This is a genomic window from Arthrobacter sp. TE12231 (assembly GCF_054062895.1).
In genome coordinates this window covers 2,605,401-2,624,160 of sequence record NZ_JBSSFS010000001.1, presented here as the reverse complement: position 1 = coordinate 2,624,160, position 18,760 = coordinate 2,605,401, and the positions used below count along the sequence as shown (strand labels likewise).

Annotated in this window: 16 protein-coding genes and 1 tRNA gene; 16 read left to right on the top strand and 1 reads right to left on the bottom strand. The window is 66.9% G+C overall.

Annotation, left to right across the window (positions count from 1 at the left end; translation table 11 throughout):
- Positions 1-224 precede the first annotated feature (224 nt).
- The 15 genes from ACVWYS_RS11850 to ACVWYS_RS11780 all read left to right on the top strand — a co-directional run bounded on the left by ACVWYS_RS11850 (position 225) and on the right by ACVWYS_RS11780 (position 14,046).
- Complete coding sequence (locus ACVWYS_RS11850; RefSeq protein ID WP_456509790.1) at positions 225-1,124, top strand: ParA family protein; 900 nt, start codon at positions 225-227, stop codon at positions 1,122-1,124.
- Between the two features lie 8 nt (positions 1,125-1,132).
- The gene (locus tag ACVWYS_RS11845; protein WP_456509789.1) at positions 1,133-2,047 is read left to right on the top strand and encodes a segregation and condensation protein A; all 915 of its coding nucleotides are present in this window, start codon (positions 1,133-1,135) and stop codon (positions 2,045-2,047) included.
- Positions 2,048-2,172: 125 nt separating this feature from the next.
- Positions 2,173-2,766: an SMC-Scp complex subunit ScpB gene (scpB, locus tag ACVWYS_RS11840; protein ID WP_344362267.1), complete on the top strand. Its 594-nt coding sequence runs from the start codon at positions 2,173-2,175 to the stop codon at positions 2,764-2,766.
- Positions 2,767-2,883: 117 nt separating this feature from the next.
- A complete protein-coding gene (locus ACVWYS_RS11835) occupies positions 2,884-4,149 on the top strand; it encodes a pseudouridine synthase (protein ID WP_116767547.1) in 1,266 nt (421 codons plus the stop codon).
- Positions 4,150-4,151: 2 nt separating this feature from the next.
- Positions 4,152-5,261, top strand: a complete 1,110-nt coding sequence (locus ACVWYS_RS11830; protein WP_344362262.1) for a prephenate dehydrogenase — start codon at positions 4,152-4,154, stop codon at positions 5,259-5,261.
- Positions 5,261-6,034, top strand: a complete 774-nt coding sequence (gene cmk, locus ACVWYS_RS11825; protein WP_456509788.1) for a (d)CMP kinase — start codon at positions 5,261-5,263, stop codon at positions 6,032-6,034. Before ACVWYS_RS11830 ends, cmk begins: the two co-directional genes overlap by 1 nt.
- A 73-nt stretch (positions 6,035-6,107) precedes the next feature.
- A complete protein-coding gene (locus ACVWYS_RS11820; RefSeq protein WP_456509060.1) occupies positions 6,108-6,788 on the top strand; it encodes a lysophospholipid acyltransferase family protein in 681 nt (226 codons plus the stop codon).
- Positions 6,785-8,335 carry a ribosome biogenesis GTPase Der gene (der, locus tag ACVWYS_RS11815; RefSeq protein WP_456509787.1) on the top strand — a complete coding sequence of 517 codons (1,551 nt, stop codon included), beginning with the start codon at positions 6,785-6,787 and terminating at the stop codon, positions 8,333-8,335. Before ACVWYS_RS11820 ends, der begins: the two co-directional genes overlap by 4 nt.
- A gap of 148 nt (positions 8,336-8,483) precedes the next feature.
- Positions 8,484-8,560 (top strand) — tRNA-Pro (locus ACVWYS_RS11810).
- 255 nt (positions 8,561-8,815) lie between these two features.
- On the top strand, positions 8,816-10,675 hold the full coding sequence (locus ACVWYS_RS11805) for a hypothetical protein (protein WP_456509786.1): 1,860 nt from the start codon (positions 8,816-8,818) through the stop codon (positions 10,673-10,675).
- Between the two features lie 158 nt (positions 10,676-10,833).
- Positions 10,834-11,220, top strand: a complete 387-nt coding sequence (gcvH, locus tag ACVWYS_RS11800) for a glycine cleavage system protein GcvH (RefSeq protein ID WP_344362250.1) — start codon at positions 10,834-10,836, stop codon at positions 11,218-11,220.
- A gap of 158 nt (positions 11,221-11,378) precedes the next feature.
- On the top strand, positions 11,379-11,855 hold the full coding sequence (locus ACVWYS_RS11795) for an FHA domain-containing protein (protein ID WP_091255088.1): 477 nt from the start codon (positions 11,379-11,381) through the stop codon (positions 11,853-11,855).
- Between the two features lie 17 nt (positions 11,856-11,872).
- The gene (gene ftsR, locus ACVWYS_RS11790; protein WP_026266235.1) at positions 11,873-12,595 is read left to right on the top strand and encodes a transcriptional regulator FtsR; all 723 of its coding nucleotides are present in this window, start codon (positions 11,873-11,875) and stop codon (positions 12,593-12,595) included.
- Positions 12,595-13,098, top strand: a complete 504-nt coding sequence (locus ACVWYS_RS11785; protein ID WP_091255089.1) for a bifunctional nuclease family protein — start codon at positions 12,595-12,597, stop codon at positions 13,096-13,098. The genes ftsR and ACVWYS_RS11785 overlap by 1 nt, the downstream gene beginning before the upstream one ends.
- Before the next feature lie 351 nt (positions 13,099-13,449).
- Positions 13,450-14,046, top strand: a complete 597-nt coding sequence (locus ACVWYS_RS11780) for a MerR family transcriptional regulator (protein ID WP_018772320.1) — start codon at positions 13,450-13,452, stop codon at positions 14,044-14,046.
- Between the two features lie 99 nt (positions 14,047-14,145).
- On the opposite strand, the gene ACVWYS_RS11775 is transcribed toward ACVWYS_RS11780, so the two are convergent.
- On the bottom strand, positions 14,146-15,024 hold the full coding sequence (locus tag ACVWYS_RS11775; protein ID WP_344362242.1) for a ParA family protein: 879 nt from the start codon (positions 15,022-15,024) through the stop codon (positions 14,146-14,148).
- Positions 15,025-15,345: 321 nt separating this feature from the next.
- Here ACVWYS_RS11775 and ACVWYS_RS11770 point away from each other — a divergent pair, with 321 nt between their 5' ends.
- Positions 15,346-18,741 carry a pyruvate carboxylase gene (locus tag ACVWYS_RS11770; RefSeq protein ID WP_344362240.1) on the top strand — a complete coding sequence of 1,132 codons (3,396 nt, stop codon included), beginning with the start codon at positions 15,346-15,348 and terminating at the stop codon, positions 18,739-18,741.
- The last annotated feature ends 19 nt before the right edge of the window (positions 18,742-18,760 follow it).

The window sequence follows — 18,760 nt, the reverse complement described above, 5'->3', positions numbered from 1 at the left end:
GGCCCGGCGTCCCGCTCGACGCTGCCATTCCATTTCCGGCAGTAACCTTCGACTTCTACCGGAAGGTCAAGGCTCAGATGACGGTGGTTGTCAAGGTCCGCCGAATACCGTGTCGGGCGCTGTAACCTTGGGAGGAAACACGCTCGGCTCCGGAGCCTAGTCCGGGAGCTTGGCGAGCAATACCGAGCACGACAATCACCGTCATCGAAAGTGTGGATAGATACGTGAGCAGCGAACAGGGTTCAGCAACTCTGGAAGGCACCGAACTCGATCTGGACGACGCCGTCATGGGCCCCACCGGGCGCCCCCAACGCGACTTTCCGGAGCCCGCGCCGCTGTCCTCCCACGGCCCTGCGCGGGTTATCGCCATGGTGAACCAGAAGGGCGGAGTGGGTAAAACCACGTCCACCATCAACCTCGCCGCCGCCCTGGCCGAATACGGCCGCCGCGTGCTCCTGGTGGACTTCGATCCGCAGGGTGCCCTGTCCGCAGGCCTGGGCACCAACCCGCACGAGCTCGACCTCACCGTCTACAACGTGCTGATGGACCGCAAGGTGGACATCCGCGACGCCATCCAGAAGACCGGCGTGGAGAACGTGGATCTGCTGCCGGCCAACATCGACCTCTCCGCCGCCGAAGTGCAGCTGGTCAACGAGGTCGCCCGCGAGCAGGTCCTGGACCGTGCACTGAAGAAGGTGGAGGACGACTACGACGTCGTCCTGATCGACTGCCAGCCCTCGCTCGGGCTCCTGACCGTCAACGCGCTCACCGCCGCCCACGGCGTCATTATTCCGCTGATCTGCGAATTTTTTGCCCTGCGCGCCGTCGCGCTGCTCGTGGAAACCATCGACAAAGTCCAGGACCGGCTCAACCCGCGCCTGCAGGTGGATGGCGTCCTCGCCACGATGTACGACGCCCGGACCCTGCACGGACGCGAGGTGATCGCCCGCCTCGTCGAGGCCTTCGGCGACAAGGTCTTCGAAACCGTCATCAAGCGCTCCATCAAGTTTGCCGACGCCACGGTGGCGGCCGAACCCATCACTACCTACGCGGGCAACCACGTCGGTGCAGACGCCTACCGCCGCCTGGCCAAAGAGTTGATTTCGCGCGGCGGCGCGCCCTAGCCAGGAACATGGCAGGCGCCTTCTCTCCGCCGGCGGAGCTCGACATGCCCGTGGAACCCGCGGATCCGGCAGTTGCTGCGGTTCCGGAAGTTGCCGAGGTCCCGGACGGCCCCGCCGGGAAGAAGCCCGGATTCGAAGTGCGCCTCGCTAACTTTACAGGCCCCTTCGACCTCCTGCTCGGCCTGATCTCCAAGCATCAGCTGGACATCACCGAGGTGGCGCTGTCCACCGTCACTGACGAATTCATCAAGTACATCAGGGGCCTGCAGCGGCTGGGGGAGGAGTGGGCCCTCGATGAGGCCAGCGAATTCCTGGTGATTGCGGCCACCCTCCTGGACCTCAAGGCGGCCCGGCTGCTGCCCGCGGGCGAGGTCGAGGACGAGGAGGACATCGCCCTGCTGGAGGCCCGCGACCTCCTGTTCGCGCGGCTGCTGCAGTACAAGGCCTTCAAGCAGGTGGCCGGCATGATCGGCTCGACCCTCGAGCTCGAAGCCCGGCGCTTCCCCCGGCAGGTCGCCCTGGAGGGGCACTTCGCGGCCCTGTTGCCGGAACTGCTTTGGCGGCACACCCCGGAGCAGTTCGCCGGTTTGGCCGAAGCCGCCCTCAAGCCCAAGGAAGCGGCCCCCACTGAAGTGGGCCTGGCGCACCTGCACGGCACGCCCGTGAGCGTCAAGGAACAGGCCGAGCTGCTGGGAAACAGGCTGCGGCTGGGCACGCCGCTGACGTTCCGGGCGCTGATCGCCGACGCCGAATCCACCCTGGTGGTGGTGGCGCGCTTCCTGGCGCTGCTGGAGCTGTTCCGCGACCGCGCAGTGGGCTTTGACCAGCTGCTGCCGCTCGGGGACCTGACCGTGCACTGGACGGCCGATTCCCACGGGTGGAGCAGCGAAAATCTGAGTGAAGAATATGAGGACCAGCCGTGAACGAACGACTCCCTGAGGCGCCGCGGGGCGAAGCCGAAGACGCCGGACCGGACGCAGGGCCGGACACGGGACCCGACCTCGCCAGCCTGCCCGGCGGCGCCCGCGCGGCCCTCGAAGCTGTCCTGATGGTGATCGACGAGCCGGCCACCCCCACGGCCCTGGCGGCCGGACTGAACCTGACGGTCGACGTCGTCGACTCCCTGCTGGCTGAACTGCAGCGGGAGTATAACGGCTATACTGTTAATGCCCCGGATGCGGACGTCGCCAGCCAGACCAGTAGCAACACTGGCAATACTGACGGCAACAATGCCGCCCCCCGGGGTTTTGAATTGCGGAATATCGCCGGAGGCTGGCGGATCTATTCCCGTGCGGAGTTCGCCGAGATCGTGGGCGGGTTCGTGCTGGAGGGCCAAACAGCCAGGCTGACGCAGGCGGCGCTCGAAACGCTCGCCGTCATCGCTTACCGCCAGCCCGTTTCAAGGGCGCGGGTGTCTGCAATTCGAGGAGTCAATGTTGACTCTGTCGTGCGGACGCTGACGCAGCGTGGGCTGATCGAGGATTCGGGAACCGATCCCGAGTCCGGAGCCATCCTGTACCGGACGACATCGTATTTCCTTGAGCGGATGGGAATCGGCTCGACGGCTGAATTGCCGCAGCTTTCCCCCCACCTTCCAGGCTTGGAAGGCATCGAGGAGTTTTACGACGCAGGAAGAATGTAAGCAGTATCAGTGCAGGCAAACGCCTGCACACGAGTATCCACCGGGCAGAACAATTTGCCCGGCCGGCGGGTGTTGTCGGGAGACAGCGGCCGCAGGCCACCAACGTAAGGACGGGTCATGACACAGGCGGGACGCCAGGGTTCACCACGTAACAGTTCGGGACGCAACAGCGCCGGACAAAGCAGTGCCGGACGCAGCAGCGCCGGTCAAGGCAAGACCGGCCAGGGCGGCACCGGCCGCGGCCCGGTCCAGGGCGGCGCCCCGCGCGCAGCCGGCGGCAAGGGGGGCCGTGACTTCTCCAAGGGTGGCGGCGACCGCCCCTTCAAGCACCCCAAGCCTCGCGAAGAGGCCTTCATCGATCCGGACCTGCAGGCTCCCGGCGCCCCGGCGTCCCGGCCGGCCTCCGGTGACTGGAAGTCGAAAGGTCCGACCGGCACGGGCGCGGCCCGCAAGCCCGGAGCCAGGAAGCCCGGTTTCGGCAAGGAGCCCGGCACTCCCGGTGCGCTCAAGCCCAAGCCGCGCACCGGCGCCGCCAGGGCTGCCGGCCCCCGCGCCTTCGGCAGCGAACGTTTCGGCCAGAACCTCGGACCGGTGCGTAAGCCCGCCCGTAACCGCGGACCGCGCCGCGAGGTGCCTCAGTCTGAGCTGCACGACGCCGACGGCATCCGCCTGCAGAAGGTCATGGCCTCCGCCGGCGTCGCCTCGCGGCGTGTCTGCGAGGAAATGATCGCCGAAGGCCGCGTCGAGGTCGACGGCCACGTCGTCACCGAGCTCGGCATGCGCGTTGACCCGAAGACCGCCGTGATCCACGTCGACGGCCTGCGAATCCAGCTGGACGAGAACATGGTCTACATGGTCTTCAACAAGCCCAAGGGCGTTGTCTCCACCATGGAGGACCCGGACGGCCGCCCGTGCGTCAGCGACTTCGTGCGCAACCACCATGGCGAACGCCTCTTCCACGTGGGCCGTCTCGACGTCGCCACCGAAGGGCTGCTGCTCCTGACGAACGACGGCGAACTCGCCAACCGCCTGACGCACCCCTCCTACGAAGTGCCCAAGACCTACCTTGTGCAGGTCCGCGGTCCGTTCCCGCAGGGCATTGGCGCCGAACTCAAAGCGGGCGTCGAGCTCGAAGACGGCATCGCCTCGGTGGATTCCTTCAAGCTCGTGGACTCGACTCCGGGCCACGTGCTGATTGAGGTCGTGCTGCACTCGGGCAAGAACCGCATCGTCCGGCGCATGTTCGACGCTGTCGGCTTCCCCGTGCTGCGCCTGGTCCGCGTCAAGGTTGGTCCCATCGGGCTGGGCGACCAGCGCCAGGGCAGCATTCGCAACCTCGGCAAGCAGGAAGTCGGCCACCTACTGGCATCTGTGGGGCTGTAGGCATGTCCGCCTTTCGCATGCACGGCCGCGGACACCTCAACGGTCCGGTGGTCGTTCTGGGCGCCGGGCTCCTGGGCACCAGCATCGGGCTGGGGCTGCGGGGGCGCGGCGTTGCCGTGTTCCTCTCGGACCCCTCGCCCACCAACCAGGCCGTCGCCGTCGACATCGGCGCCGGCCTGCCGTTGGCGCGCCTTGACGGGGAACAGCCGGAGCTCGTCGTGGTGGCTGCGCCGCCGGACGTCACGGCCGACGTCGTGGCCAAAGCGCTGCAGGACTACCCGGACGCCGTCGTGGTGGACATCGCGAGTGTGAAGGCAGGCATCCTGGCCGACCTCCGCGGTCGCGGAGCCGACCTGGGCCGCTACGTGGGTACCCACCCGATGGCCGGCCGCGAGAAATCCGGCCCCGTCGCAGCCCGCGGCGAGTTGTTCACATCCATGCCGTGGGTTGTGTGCCCGGCGGAAGAAACGCTGCCGGAGTCCCTGCAGGTGGCGCGTGCGCTGGCCGTCGACCTTGGCGCCGTCGTGTCCGAATTCGCCGCCGACGAACACGACGAAGCCGTGGCGCTGGTGTCCCACCTGCCGCAAGTGATGTCCTCGCTCGTGGCCAGCCGACTGCAGGGCACCCCCCTGCACGCGCTGTCTCTGGCCGGAAACGGCCTGCGGGACGTCACCCGGATCGCCGCGAGCGATCCCACGCTCTGGGTCCAGATCCTGGGTGCGAACGCGGACAAGGTGGTTGCGATCCTGCACGGGGTCCGCGAGGACCTCAACCGGCTGATCGCCACGCTGGAGGCACCGACCGCCCCCGGTGCCCGGCTGGACCTTGCCCAGCTGATCAGCGAAGGCAACGCCGGCCAGGCTCGGATTCCGGGCAAGCACGGCGGACCCCCGCAGGCCTACTCGTGGCTGACGGTCCTGGTGGACGACACGCCGGGCCAGATCGCGAAGCTTCTGACGGAGATCGGCGAGATCGGCGTCAACGTCGAGGACCTGCGTCTCGACCACTCCTCGGGACAAAACGTGGGCATGGTGGAAATTTCCGTCCTGCCGAACAAGCACGACCTCCTGATAGAAGCCCTTAACGACCGTGGATGGCGGGTACTCCAGTAATGACCCAGGAACTCATCGAAACAGTGACCGTGGTCCGCCCCGGAAAAAGCCTTGTGGTCGCCATCGACGGACCCTCCGGCTCCGGCAAGTCCAGCGTCAGCAAAGAGGTGGCCCGACGGCTCAAGCTGGCCTACCTCGACACCGGTGCGATGTACCGCGCCCTGACATGGTTCTGCCTGCAGAACGGCATGGACCTGGAGGACCGCGCCGCGGTGGAGGCCGCGTCCAAGGCCCTGCCGCTGGAGGTCAGCACGAGCCCCCAGGAAGAATATGTCCGCGTCGGCGGTGACGACGTCACGCTCGCCATCCGCGAGCCCGCCATTTCCGCCGCTGTCAGCGCCGTCGCCACCACCCTGGGCGCGCGCACGGAACTCATCCGCCGGCAGCGCGAACTGATCGAAAAGCACCACCGCCGCATGGTGGTGGAGGGCCGGGACATCACCACCGTCGTCGCGCCCGGAGCCGAGGTGCGGATGCTGCTCACCGCCAGCGAAGAAGCGCGGCTGCGCCGCCGCGGCATCCAGCTGGGCGGGAGCCAGAATGCCGAGCAGCTGGCGGCCCAGGTCACCCGCCGCGACGCCAAGGATTCCACCGTGGTGAACTTCACCACGGCCGCCGACGGCGTCGTCACCCTGGATTCCTCGGACCTGGACTTTGACGAGACGGTTCAGGCCGCCCTCGACATCGTGGACACCGTCATCAACCACCCGGCCGTCAAGCCAGGCGGCGTCCAGCCAAACAGCGTCCAGCACAGGGCCGCCCACGGTGACTGACGGGCGCACCGGAACGCCGGCGACACTGCAGGCCTCCCTGCCCGGCCGTTGGACGACGGCGTGGAGTCGGCCCGTGGGCTGGCTCCTGGACCACATCGTCTACCGCACCTCGGTGACGGGCCGGTCCAACGTCCCGGCCACCGGACCTGTGATTTTCGCCGGCAACCACATCAGCTTCCTCGACGGGCCCGTCATGTTCGGCGCGTCGCCCCGGGCCATGCACATCCTCGTCAAGCAGGAGATGTTCACCGGGTTCCTCGGCCGGGTGCTCACGGCGTCGGGCCAACTGCCCGTCGACCGCCGCGGCGGCCGTGCGGCGTTGACCGCGGCCCGGAGCCTGCTCGACGCCGGACGGTGCGTCGGGATTCTGCCCGAAGGCACGCGGGGGAGCGGTGCGGCGGCCGCGATCAACAACGGCGTCGCCTGGCTGGCGCTCAACTCCGGCGCCACCGTTGTGCCCGTGTCCATCCTGGGCACAAGGATTGGCGGCGAACACTTGGACAGCGTTCCCGCACCCCGCCGCCGGCTGCACGTCAGCTTCGGCGGGGCCATCAACGTCAGCCGCAGGCCCGGTGAGACCGGGCGTGTTTCAATGGACAGGGCGGGAACCGAAATCCGGGCCGCGCTGGCCCGCCATGTCCAGGACTCGATCCAAAGAACCGGGCAGCCCTTGCCCCACGCGGAATCCCCGCACCAACGTCATGAAGCAGTAGCCGGGACGCCGGCAGATCACCACCTAAGGAAAGTGCAATGAGCGATACGACTCAAACCTCCGGCAATTTCGGCGCCGGCGAAGACGAATACACGCCCACCGGCACCGACCAGGTGGCTGAGCACCTCGCCGCCCTGGACGACGAGGAGGCGGAGCTCCGCGCCGCCTCCCTGCGGGCCGGCCTGGACGACTACGAGCTGGACGAGGACGATGCCGCCCTGCTGAGCGGCCACTTCGACGACGAGGACTTTGACGGTCCGGTCAAGCTCGATCCTGTCCTGGCCATCATCGGCCGGCCCAACGTCGGCAAGTCCACCCTGGTCAACAGGATCCTGGGCCGCCGCGAGGCGGTCGTCGAGGACACCCCCGGCGTCACCCGCGACCGCGTCATGTACTCGGCGCACTGGAACGGCCGCAACTTCACCGTGGTGGACACCGGCGGATGGGAACACGACGCCCGCGGCATCCACGCCCGCGTGGCAGAGCAGGCCGAGATGGCTGTGGAACTCGCGGACGCCGTCCTGTTCGTCGTCGACTCCGCCGTGGGCGCAACCGCCACCGACGAAGGCGTCATGAAGATGCTGCGCAAGTCGAAGAAGCCGGTCATCATGGTGGCCAACAAGGTCGACGACTTCGCGCAGGAAGCCGACTCCGCAACCCTCTGGGGCTTGGGCTTCGGCGAACCGTACCCTGTCTCGGCCCTGCACGGCCGCGGCGTGGCCGACCTCCTGGACCACGTCATGGACACCCTCCCGGAGTTCTCCACGATCGAAGGCCTTGAGCGCTCCGGCGGACCCCGCCGCGTCGCCCTCATCGGCCGCCCGAACGTCGGCAAGTCTTCCCTGCTGAACAAGCTCGCCGGTTCCGAGCGTGTGGTGGTGGATAACACCGCCGGCACCACCCGCGACCCGGTCGATGAGTTCATCGAACTCGGCGGACGCACGTGGCGGTTCGTGGACACCGCCGGCATCCGGCGGCGCCAGCACATGGCCCAGGGTGCCGACTTCTACGCCTCCCTGCGGACGCAGAGCGCGCTTGAAAAGGCCGAGGTCGCCGTCGTGCTCCTGGCCGTGGATGAGGTGCTCAGCGAGCAGGACGTGCGCATCCTGCAGCTCGCCATCGAATCCGGCCGCGCCCTGGTGCTCGCCTTCAACAAGTGGGACCTCCTCGACGATGAGCGCCGCCGGTACCTCGAACGCGAAATCGACCAGGACCTCGCGCACGTGGCCTGGGCCCCGCGCGTCAACATCTCCGCCAAGACCGGCTGGCACAAGGACCGGCTGGTCCCGGCCCTGGACACCGCACTGGAAAGCTGGGACAAGCGCATCCCCACCGGTCGCCTCAACGCGTTCCTCGGCGAACTCGTGGCAGCACACCCGCACCCGGTCCGCGGCGGCAAGCAGCCCCGCATCCTGTTCGGCACGCAGGCTTCCAGCCGGCCGCCGAAGTTCGTGCTCTTCACCACCGGATTCCTGGATCCCGGATACCGCCGCTTCATCACCCGACGGCTCCGCGAAACCTTCGGTTTCGAGGGCACGCCGATCGAAGTCAACATGCGTGTTCGCGAAAAGCGTGGCAAGAAACGTTAATTCCGACACACCTTGCCGTGACAGCGCGAAATTGTCACGGGCACCCTCCGGGATCGTGTAAGCTTTTGGAGGTGGTTCGGCCGGACTGCTTGGAAGAAATCCTGGAGATAAACCAGGACGCCTTCCGGGCGGAGAACGGTGGAACCAGCGGGCTGTAGCGCAGCTTGGTAGCGCACTTGACTGGGGGTCAAGGGGTCGCAGGTTCAAATCCTGTCAGCCCGACCAACAGAAAGAACCCCGCCATTCCTGACAAAGGAATGGCGGGGTTTTCTGTTTCCCGGAGTAGTTCCGTGTCCAGCCCGTGTCCAGTCCGTATTCAGGCAAGTTTTCCCAAAGGTGAGGCTCGGTAACCTGCACTCAGCATCGCAGGAACAGCGCCATCGGGGCGGCGGTCAGGCCGCATCCCGGGCCGCCGGCAACTGCAGACGAAGGATCGGGTCTTTCACCCGACATGAATACCTCGGCTGGGCGGGTAGACGAATGAACACACTGTTGCGGGCCGGCGTGATGGCCGCGCTGAATGTCTTGGTTCTGGGACTGGTCGTTGGCGCGAGTCCAGCTTCCGCGGTTACCTGTCAGCCCGGGACGCCGGCGCCCACCAACCAGTACCCGGGAAAGACCGTGGTGGCCGCCAACTTCGAGTCCGGCAGCATCACCGCCGAAGGGTTCGGCACACCCGTCACAGGCGGGACCGGCACGGCGGACGTCTCCTCCGCCCAGCACCACTCCGGACTCTGTTCGGCGTACCTGCACGTGACCACCGATCCGACTTCCCTGGCCAATTTCTCGGCCCCGCTGCCGTCCGGCAGCGATGAGGTCTACACGGACGGCTGGTTCAACATCACACGGGCCGGTCTGGCGGGCAACGATGTCCCCTATTTCAGGTTCTTCAATGGCAGCACCAGAATGCTGGATGTGTTCCGCAGCAACGACAACGGCGACCTGGTGCTGCGGGTAACGTCGCCCACCCAGGCCGGAGTGTTCTCCTACCAGACGCTGTCGCCCAACGTGCAGCTTGGCACGTGGCACCACCTGGTCATGCACGTGGTGGCCAACGGGGGGTCCTCCACTGTGGAGGCGTGGTTTGATGACCTGCCGCTCTATTCAAGCAAGACTGTCGCCACGGGCTTTAATACGGTCACCCGGATACAGCTGGGCGCCGAGCACCTGGAGCAGTCCGGCGACAGCTACATCGATGATGTGGTGATCAAGGCAGGCACAGCGGGTGCGACCATCCCGCAGCTTCCGGGGACGTACACCCCGGTCTCCCCGACCCGGGTCCTTGATACCCGGAACAGTTCGGCTGTGGGTGCGAATTCCGCGGTGTCGTTCCAGGTCGCGGGGGTCAACGGGATCCCGGCGAAGGTCTCGGCGGTGGTGTTCAACCTGACGGTGACCCAGCCCCGGTCCGTCGGCTTCATCACGGCCTACGCCTCGGGCGCCGCCCGTCCGAACGCGTCCAACCTGAACTTCTCTGCCGGCCAGACGGTACCGAATCTGGTGACCGTCCCGGTCGGGGCCGACGGCAAGGTCGCCCTGTTCAACAGTTCCTCCGGGTCCTCCCAGCTGATCGCTGACGTGACGGGCTATTACGTCACCGGAACGCCGGCGACGGGCGGTTCCTTCAAGAGCCTCTCGCCGGCCCGGCTCCTGGACACCCGGAACTCCTCGGCGGTCGGCGCGAATTCCGCGGTGTCGTTCCAGGTCGCGGGGGCCAACGGAATCCCCGCCTCGGTCGCGGCCGTGGTGTTCAACCTGACGGTGACCCAGGCGAAGTCCCTGGGCTTCGTGACCGCGTACGCGTCCGGTGCGGCCCGGCCCAATGCGTCCAACCTGAACTTTTCCGCCGGTCAGACGGTCCCGAACCTGGTCACGGTCCCGGTCGGGTCCGACGGCAAGGTGACGCTGTTCAACAGTTCCTCGGGCACGTCCCAGCTGATCGCCGACGTCGCCGGCTACTACCTGCCCGGCACACCGACCGCGACCGGCGCCTTCAAAGCGGCCGGCCTCACCCGGATCCTGGACACCCGGAACACCGCACCCGTCGCAGCCAATACAGCGGTATCCGTTCAGGTCGCAGGCGCCAACGGCGTCACCACCGGTGCCCTGGCAGCAGTGTTCAACCTCACCGTCACCTCGCCCACGTCCTTCGGCTTCATCACCGCCTACCCGAACGGCTCCGGGCTGCCGAATGCGTCCAACCTGAACTTCTCCGCCGGACAGACGGTACCGAACCTGGTCTCGGTGGCGCTCGGCCCGGACGGCAAAGTGTCACTGTTCAACCGGTCCTCCGGATCCGCCCAGCTCATCGCCGACCTCGCGGGGTACTTCCTCCCCTAGAAGCGCGTACAAACAGTTGCCCCGCCGTTCCCGGACATGACTGGTAACGGCGGGGTTTTCTGTTGCCCGGACACTTCCGGATCGGCCTATACTTTCAGCGGCGGATAGAACAAACTGCTGCCGCCGCCACAGGTGATTGACCCGACGAAAGGCCCGTCATGAGCATCATTCCCGAAGAACTGTCCTACACCGCAGAACACGAATGGGTTTCGGCCCCCAACGCCGACGGGGTTGTGCGCGTGGGCATCACCGATTTTGCCCAGGACGCCCTCGGGGATGTCGTGTACGCCCAGATGCCCGAAGTCGGGACAACCATCAAGGCCAACGACGTCGTCGGCGAGGTCGAATCCACCAAGAGCGTCAGTGACATCTACGCCCCGGTGACGGGTGAGGTCGTGGCCCGGAACGAGTCCCTGGACACCGATTCCGCCCTCATCAACTCCGATCCCTACGGAGAGGGCTGGCTGATCGAAATCAAGCTCGCGGAGGCCGACGCGATTGAGTCGCTGCTCAGTGCATCCGAGTATGAACAGCAGGTAGGCTAAAGACATAGGTCGTTCGGGCCGGGTCGCGGGGGAGTGTTGTTGGGATGACAAGACACAGCCCCGCCCCGCCGAAAGGCTGATTACCGGGACTGCGAGGCTTTCCCGGACGGCATGCGTTGTTTGCAGGGGGGACACCTGCAACGAATGAGGAGGACTCAATGTTTGGGCACGAACGGAACGACACCGGTGACGGTTACGGCACGGGTGGAGTGAAAGCTTCGGAGACCACGTCGATCAACCTCACTCCAGTGCGCGACGAACCCACCTTCACCCCGAAGCTCTCCGCAGAGGAGCGGGCCGCGGTCGAAGCCCTGCCCTTCGGATCGGCCCTGCTCGTGGCCCACAGCGGCCCCAACGCCGGAGCGCGCTTCCTGCTGGACTCCGACGTCACGACGGCGGGCCGCCACCCGGACGCCGACATCTTCCTCGACGACGTCACCGTGTCCCGCAGGCACGTTGAGTTCCGCCGCACGGCGCGCAGCTTTGAGGTAGTGGACACCGGTAGCCTCAACGGCACCTACGTGAACCACGACCGCGTCGACGCCGTGGAACTGAAGTCCGGCAACGAGGTCCAGATCGGAAAGTTCCGCCTCACCTTCTATCTGAGCCCTGCCCGCGCAGCAGGCAACGTCTGATTCCGGGGTAGCTGCCTGTGGCCACGGCACATGCGGATCGGCGCGGACCCCAGGTTCTGAACATCGGGGAAGTCCTGGCTCAGCTGAGCGACGACTTCCCCAGCATGACGGCGTCAAAAATCCGGTTCCTTGAGGAAAAGGGGCTCATCAACCCGCAGCGGACGCCTGCCGGCTACCGGCAGTACTCCGAGAACGACGTCGAACGGCTGCGTTTCGTCCTGTCGCTTCAGCGCGACCAGTACCTGCCGCTGAAGGTCATCAAGGACTACCTGGACGCGATCGACCGCGGCGAACGGCCGGAGAACCTGCCGGCCGGCGTCACGCTCTCCCCGCGGATCGTCTCCGAAGAACTCGCCAGCGAGCTCCAGAGCCGTGCCCGCAGGCTCAGCGAGGAACAGCTCCGGGCCGAATCCGGGGCGAGCGTCCCGCTCCTGGAATCGCTCCTGAGCTACGGGCTGATCGGGCACGTCAACGGCAAGTTCGACGAGCACGCCCTGCAAGTGGCGCGGGCCTGCGTCCAGCTGGAAAGCCACGGCCTGGAGCCCCGGCACCTCCGCCCCTTCCAGGCGGCCGCCGACCGTGAATTCGGGCTGGTGGAACGCGCAGTGGCCACCCTGACCTCGCGCAAAGACGCAGCCTCCCACGCCCGGGCCGCCGAGGCAGCCCGGGAAATCAGCGACCTCTGCCTGTCACTGCACCAGGCGCTGGTCCACGACCGCATCTCAAGGATGGACATCTGATGATTGAGGTGGAGATTGTGGGCGTGCGGATTGAGCTGCCGTCCAACCAGCCGCTTGTCCTGCTCAAGGAAATCCATGGTGAGCGCCACGTGCCGATCTGGATCGGGACCCCGGAGGCCAGTGCCATCGCCCTGGCCCAGCAGGGGGTTGTCCCGCCCCGGCCGATGACCCACGACCTCCTGGTGGACGTCGTCGAAGCCTTGGGACACACCATCGTCAGCGTCAACATCGTGGCGGTGGAGGACAACATCTTCTACGGACAGCTGCAGTTCGAGAACGGAACCACCGTGAGCTCCCGCGCCTCGGATGCGTTGGCCCTGGCCCTGCGCGCCAAGTGCCGGATCTGGTGCGCCGACGCCGTCATGGACGAGGCCGGCGTCCGGATCACCGAACACGACGAGGGCGAGGACACGCATCCCGGTCCCGCCGTGGATGAGGAAGGGGAACTGCGGCGCTTCCGCGAATTCCTCGACGACGTCGAACCCGAAGACTTCGGCGGCTGAACGCCCGCCGCAGCAGGGGCCAGTGAGGCGGCTGAGACTGCTGAAACGCCTGTGACGGATGGGGTTTTTGAGACGTCTGGGGCCGATGGAAAGACGCTAAAGGTTAAAGCCGAGAATGAAACTTTCGACACGCCCGCGGAATACCCCTAACGTCTTTGACCTTGGGCCCTGGCAGGCCTAACGTCGGAGGTACAAGTTCCCATTGCATACGGTAGCCGCGCAAGTCACACTGGAAAGTGCAGCCCCGGCTGAATTACACGGATGGAATCATCATCCTGTGTCATGCAGCTATTCACATACATTGCTGCCGATGCAACTTACTCAGGGGAACTCACGACAAGGAGGATCCACGTGAGTCCGAAAGGCGAAGCAGGCGAGCTCAAACAGGCCGCGACGGCTGGCGTTGCTGTGCCCGCCAGCGGTGCCCAAGGCCTGCTGTTCACCGAGGATCTTCCCGTTCTGGACGAAGACGCGGGCTACCGCGGCCCCACCGCCTGCAAGGCGGCCGGCATCACCTACCGCCAGCTCGACTACTGGGCACGCACGGGACTTGTTGAGCCCGCCGTCCGCGGCGCGGCCGGCTCCGGTTCGCAGCGACTCTACGGCTTCCGCGACATTCTGGTCCTCAAGGTCGTCAAGCGGCTTCTGGACACCGGCGTCTCACTGCAACAGATCCGCACCGCCGTCGAGCACCTCCGTGAACGCGGTGTCGAGGACCTTGCACAAATCACGCTCATGAGCGACGGCGCAAGTGTCTACGAGTGCACTTCGGCCGACGAAGTGATTGATCTTGTCCAGGGCGGCCAGGGGGTGTTCGGCATCGCCGTCGGCCGTGTTTGGCGCGAGGTTGAAGGCAGCCTCGCTGCCCTTCCCAGCGAACACGCCGCGGACCAATCCTTTCCCGACGACGAACTGAGCAAGCGCCGCGCGGCGCGTAAGATCGGCTAGCGAACTCTTACAGAACAGTCTGAGGCCGCCTTCCCTTGTGGGAAGGCGGCCTCGGTTCTGTCTGCTGTGGTTCTTTGTTCGGGAGCGTCGTCGCCGTGTTCAGCGCTGGCTGCGGTCGCGGACGGAGCCAGCGGTGGCCAGGCCATTGGGGTGCAGGAGGTTCTGCAACAGGGTATCGAAGAGTCCCGCCGCGTTCTTGGCCGAGTCCCCGGGCCAGTGGTGGATCGAGTGGGCGGCGCCCTGGATCTGCTGCCAGTTGGCCTGCTCCGGGATGTGCGGAGTCAGCAGCAGCTCGCCGAACATGGACTCCATCTCCGATAGCCGGAAGGCGTGCTCGGCCGAGCCGCTGCGCACCCGGTTGGCCACGATGCCGGCGGGGGACAGCTTGGGAGCGAATTCCTGCCGGAACAGTTGGATGGCGCGCATGGTGCGCTCCGTGCCGGCCACAGAAAAGAGCCCGGGTTCGGCCACCAGGGTCACCTTGTCGCTCGCTGACCACGCCATCCGGGTGAGGCCGTTCAGCGACGGCGGGCAGTCCACCAGGATGAGCTCATAGTTCTCGGCGCCGGCCAGAACAGCGGAGAGCCTGCGGAGGTCGCGGCGGCCGAGGTCGGGCCGGTCGTATATACCGGTGTAGGCCGAGCCCACAGCGACATCCAGAACGGAGGGTGAGGAGGCGGACCGTGCAGCGCCGGCCTGCAGGGCGCCGGTGGAACTGCCGTTGATTCTGGCATGTTCCACCCAGCCGCTGGGAACCACGTTGTCCGCCAGGCGCGCGCGCCGCGGAGAGCGCAGCATCCTGCCGATATCGAGCTGATCGTCCGGGCTGACGCCCAAGGCCGTGCTGGCGTCAGCGTGCGGGTCAAGGTCGACGACGAGGGTCGGGATGCCTGCGGCCAATGCCGCCGACGCCAGTCCGGTGGTCACGGATGTCTTGCCGACACCGCCTTTGAGGCTGCTGATGCTCACTACTTGCACTTGAAAAACCAATACCTAACGCCGGTTGCCGAGACGGGGTGGTGCCGGCTCCCGCGTTCTCCGGAGCCGGGGCGTGCATGCGCCACGCACCCACTCATCATATGTTGATGCTCCGACGAAACCCGTTTCATCCGGCGACGAGGACGCAGAACCCCGCAAACCGGCCGGGGCGGGAGACAAGCGAAAAGCCGCAGGCCCTGCCCAACGCCGCGTCCGTGACGGATAATGCTGTGACGGTGGCCACAATGATTTGTGTTTGCCCGCACGGGTCTTAGACACTGTGAGCACTTACCGATACGCCCGCGATGAAGCAGGAGAAGTATGTTTTCTAAGATTCTGGTGGCCAACCGCGGGGAAATCGCGATTCGCGCTTTCCGCGCGGGCTACGAGCTGGGTGCCAAGACTGTCGCCGTGTTTCCCAACGAGGACCGTAACTCGATTCACCGCCAGAAGGCCGACGAGGCGTATCTGATCGGCGAGGAGGGGCACCCGGTCCGGGCGTACCTTGACGTTGACGAGGTGGTGCGCGTAGCCAAGGAGTCCGGTGCGGACGCCATTTACCCCGGCTACGGCTTCCTCTCCGAGAACCCGCGCCTGGCCCGGGCCGCCAAGGAGGCCGGCATCACGTTCGTCGGGCCGCCGGCGGAAGTCCTGGAACTTGCAGGCAACAAGGTGGCCGCCCTCGAGGCCGCCCGCAAGGCCGGTGTCCCCGTGCTCAAGTCGAGCCAGCCCTCGAAAGACCTGGACGAACTGATCGCCGCCGCGGATGAAATCGGCTTCCCGATCTTCGCCAAGGCCGTCGCCGGCGGTGGCGGGCGCGGCATGCGCCGCGTCGACACCCGCGACGCTCTCCCGGAGGCCCTGCAGGCCGCCATGCGCGAAGCCGATGCCGCGTTCGGCGACCCCACCATGTTTCTGGAGCAGGCCGTCCTGCGCCCCCGCCACATCGAGGTCCAGATCCTGGCCGATGCCGAGGGCAACATCATGCACCTCTTCGAGCGCGACTGTTCCATCCAGCGCCGCCACCAGAAGGTCGTTGAGATCGCGCCGGCCCCGAACCTCGACGAAGGGATCCGGCAGGCGCTGTACCGCGACGCCGTGAAGTTCGCGAAGGCACTGAACTATGTCAACGCCGGCACGGTCGAATTCCTCGTCGACACAGTCGGGGAGCGCGCCGGCCAGCACGTGTTCATCGAAATGAACCCGCGCATCCAGGTCGAGCACACGGTCACGGAGGAGGTCACCGACGTCGACCTCGTTCAGGCACAACTGCGCATCGCCGCCGGCGAGACCCTCGCGGACCTGGGCCTCTCACAGGACACCGTCCAGCTCAAGGGCGCGGCGCTGCAGTGCCGCATCACCACCGAGGACCCGGCCAACGGTTTCCGGCCCGACGTCGGCAAGATCACCGGCTACCGTTCTGCCGGCGGTGCCGGTGTCCGGCTCGACGGCGGCACCGTCTACTCGGGCGCCGAGATCAGCCCGCACTTCGACTCCATGCTGGTCAAGCTGACCTGCCGTGGCCGCGACTACCCTGCCGCCGTCGCCCGCGCCCGCCGCGCCCTTGCCGAATTCCGCATCCGCGGCGTGTCCACCAACATCTCCTTCCTGCAGGCCGTCCTGGACGATCCCGACTTCGTCGCCGGGGATGTGGCCACCTCGTTCATCGACGAAAGGCCCCAGCTGCTGAAGGCGCGGGTCTCCGCAGACCGCGGCACCAAGCTGCTGACCTGGCTCGCGGACGTCACGGTCAACAAGCCCAACGGCGAACTGACGGTCCACACGAATCCGGCCGACAAGCTTCCGGCCCTCAGTGACGCCGCAGCCCGGCCGGGGTCTCGCCAGCGGCTCCTGGAGCTGGGCCCGGAAGGCTTCGCCAGGTCCCTGCGCGCCCAGGACGCCGTTGCCGTCACGGACACCACCTTCCGCGACGCGCACCAGTCCCTGCTCGCCACCCGGGTGCGCACCCGCGACCTCGTCGCGGCCGGACCGGCCGTGTCCAAACTGCTCCCGGAGCTGTTGTCGGTCGAGGCCTGGGGCGGTGCGACCTACGACGTCGCCCTGCGCTTCCTCGGCGAAGACCCGTGGGACCGGCTCGCCGCCCTGCGCAAGGCACTGCCGAACCTCTGCCTGCAGATGCTGCTCCGCGGTCGCAACACCGTGGGCTACACGCCCTACCCGGAGGAGGTCACGGTGGCGTTCGTCAACGAGGCCGCCGCCACGGGCATCGACATCTTCCGGATCTTCGACGCCCTCAACGACGTCAACCAGATGGCCCCGGCAATCCGCGCCGTCCGCGAGACCGGCACCGCCGTCGCCGAGGTCGCCCTCTGCTACACCGCGGACATGCTGGACCCGGAGGAGACCCTCTACACCCTGGACTACTACCTGGAGCTGGCGCAGAAAATCGTCGACGCCGGGGCACACATCCTCGCGATCAAGGACATGGCCGGGCTTCTTCGCCCTGCCGCCGCGGCGCGCCTTGTGACGGCCTTGCGGGAACGGTTCGACCTCCCGGTTCACCTGCACACCCACGACACCGCAGGCGGCCAGCTGGCCACGCTGCTCGCGGCCGTGGACGCCGGCGTCGACGCCGTGGACGTGGCATCGGCCTCGCTTGCCGGCACCACCAGCCAGCCCTCGGCCTCCGCCCTCGTCGCCGCACTGGCCCACACGCCGCGCGACACCGGCCTGAGCCTGGCGAACGTGTGCGCCCTGGAGCCGTACTGGGAAGCCGTCCGCCGGGTCTACGCACCGTTCGAATCCGGCCTGCCGGGCCCCACCGGCCGGGTCTACCAGCACGAGATCCCCGGCGGGCAGTTGTCCAACCTGCGCCAGCAGGCGATGGCACTGGGCCTTGGCGAGCGTTTCGAGGCGATCGAGGACATGTACACCGCGGCGGACCGCATCCTGGGCCGCCTGGTCAAGGTGACGCCGTCCTCCAAGGTGGTGGGCGACCTCGCCCTGCACCTCGTGGGCCTAAACGCCGATCCCGCGGACTTCAACGAGAACCCGCAGAAGTACGATGTCCCGGATTCCGTGATCGGCTTCCTCTCCGGCGAACTCGGCGACCCGCCCGGCGGCTGGCCGGAGCCCTTCCGCACGAAGGCCCTGCAGGGGCGCACCGTGAAGGTCCGCGACGTCGAGCTCAGCGCCGAGGATAGCGCTGCGCTGCAGGGCGACTCCAAGACCCGACAGCGCACGCTCAACCGCCTGCTCTTCGCCGGTCCCACCAAGGACTACCTGAAGAGTGTTGAGTCCTACGGCAACCTTTCGGTGCTGGATACCCGCGACTACCTCTTCGGGCTGCAGCGCGGTGCGGAACACGAAATCGAGCTCGAGAAGGGCGTCCGGCTGATCGCCTCCCTTGAGGCCGTCTCCGAGCCCGACGAAAAGGGCATGCGCACCGTCATGTGCACGCTCAACGGCCAGTCCCGGCCCGTCGTGGTCCGCGACCGTTCCGTGGTGAGCAACGTCAAGGCCGCCGAACGCGCCGACACCACGCAGCCTGGCCAGGTGGCTGCGCCGTTCGCCGGCGCCGTCACGCTGACCGTCAAGGCCGGCGACACTGTCAAAGCCGGCGACACCGTTGCCACCATCGAGGCCATGAAGATGGAAGCCTCCATCACGACGCCGGTGGGCGGCACCGTCTCGCGCCTCGCCGTCGGCGCGGTGGAGCAGGTCCAGGGCGGCGACCTGCTGCTCGTCGTCGAATAGCGGTAACAACGAAGGGTCC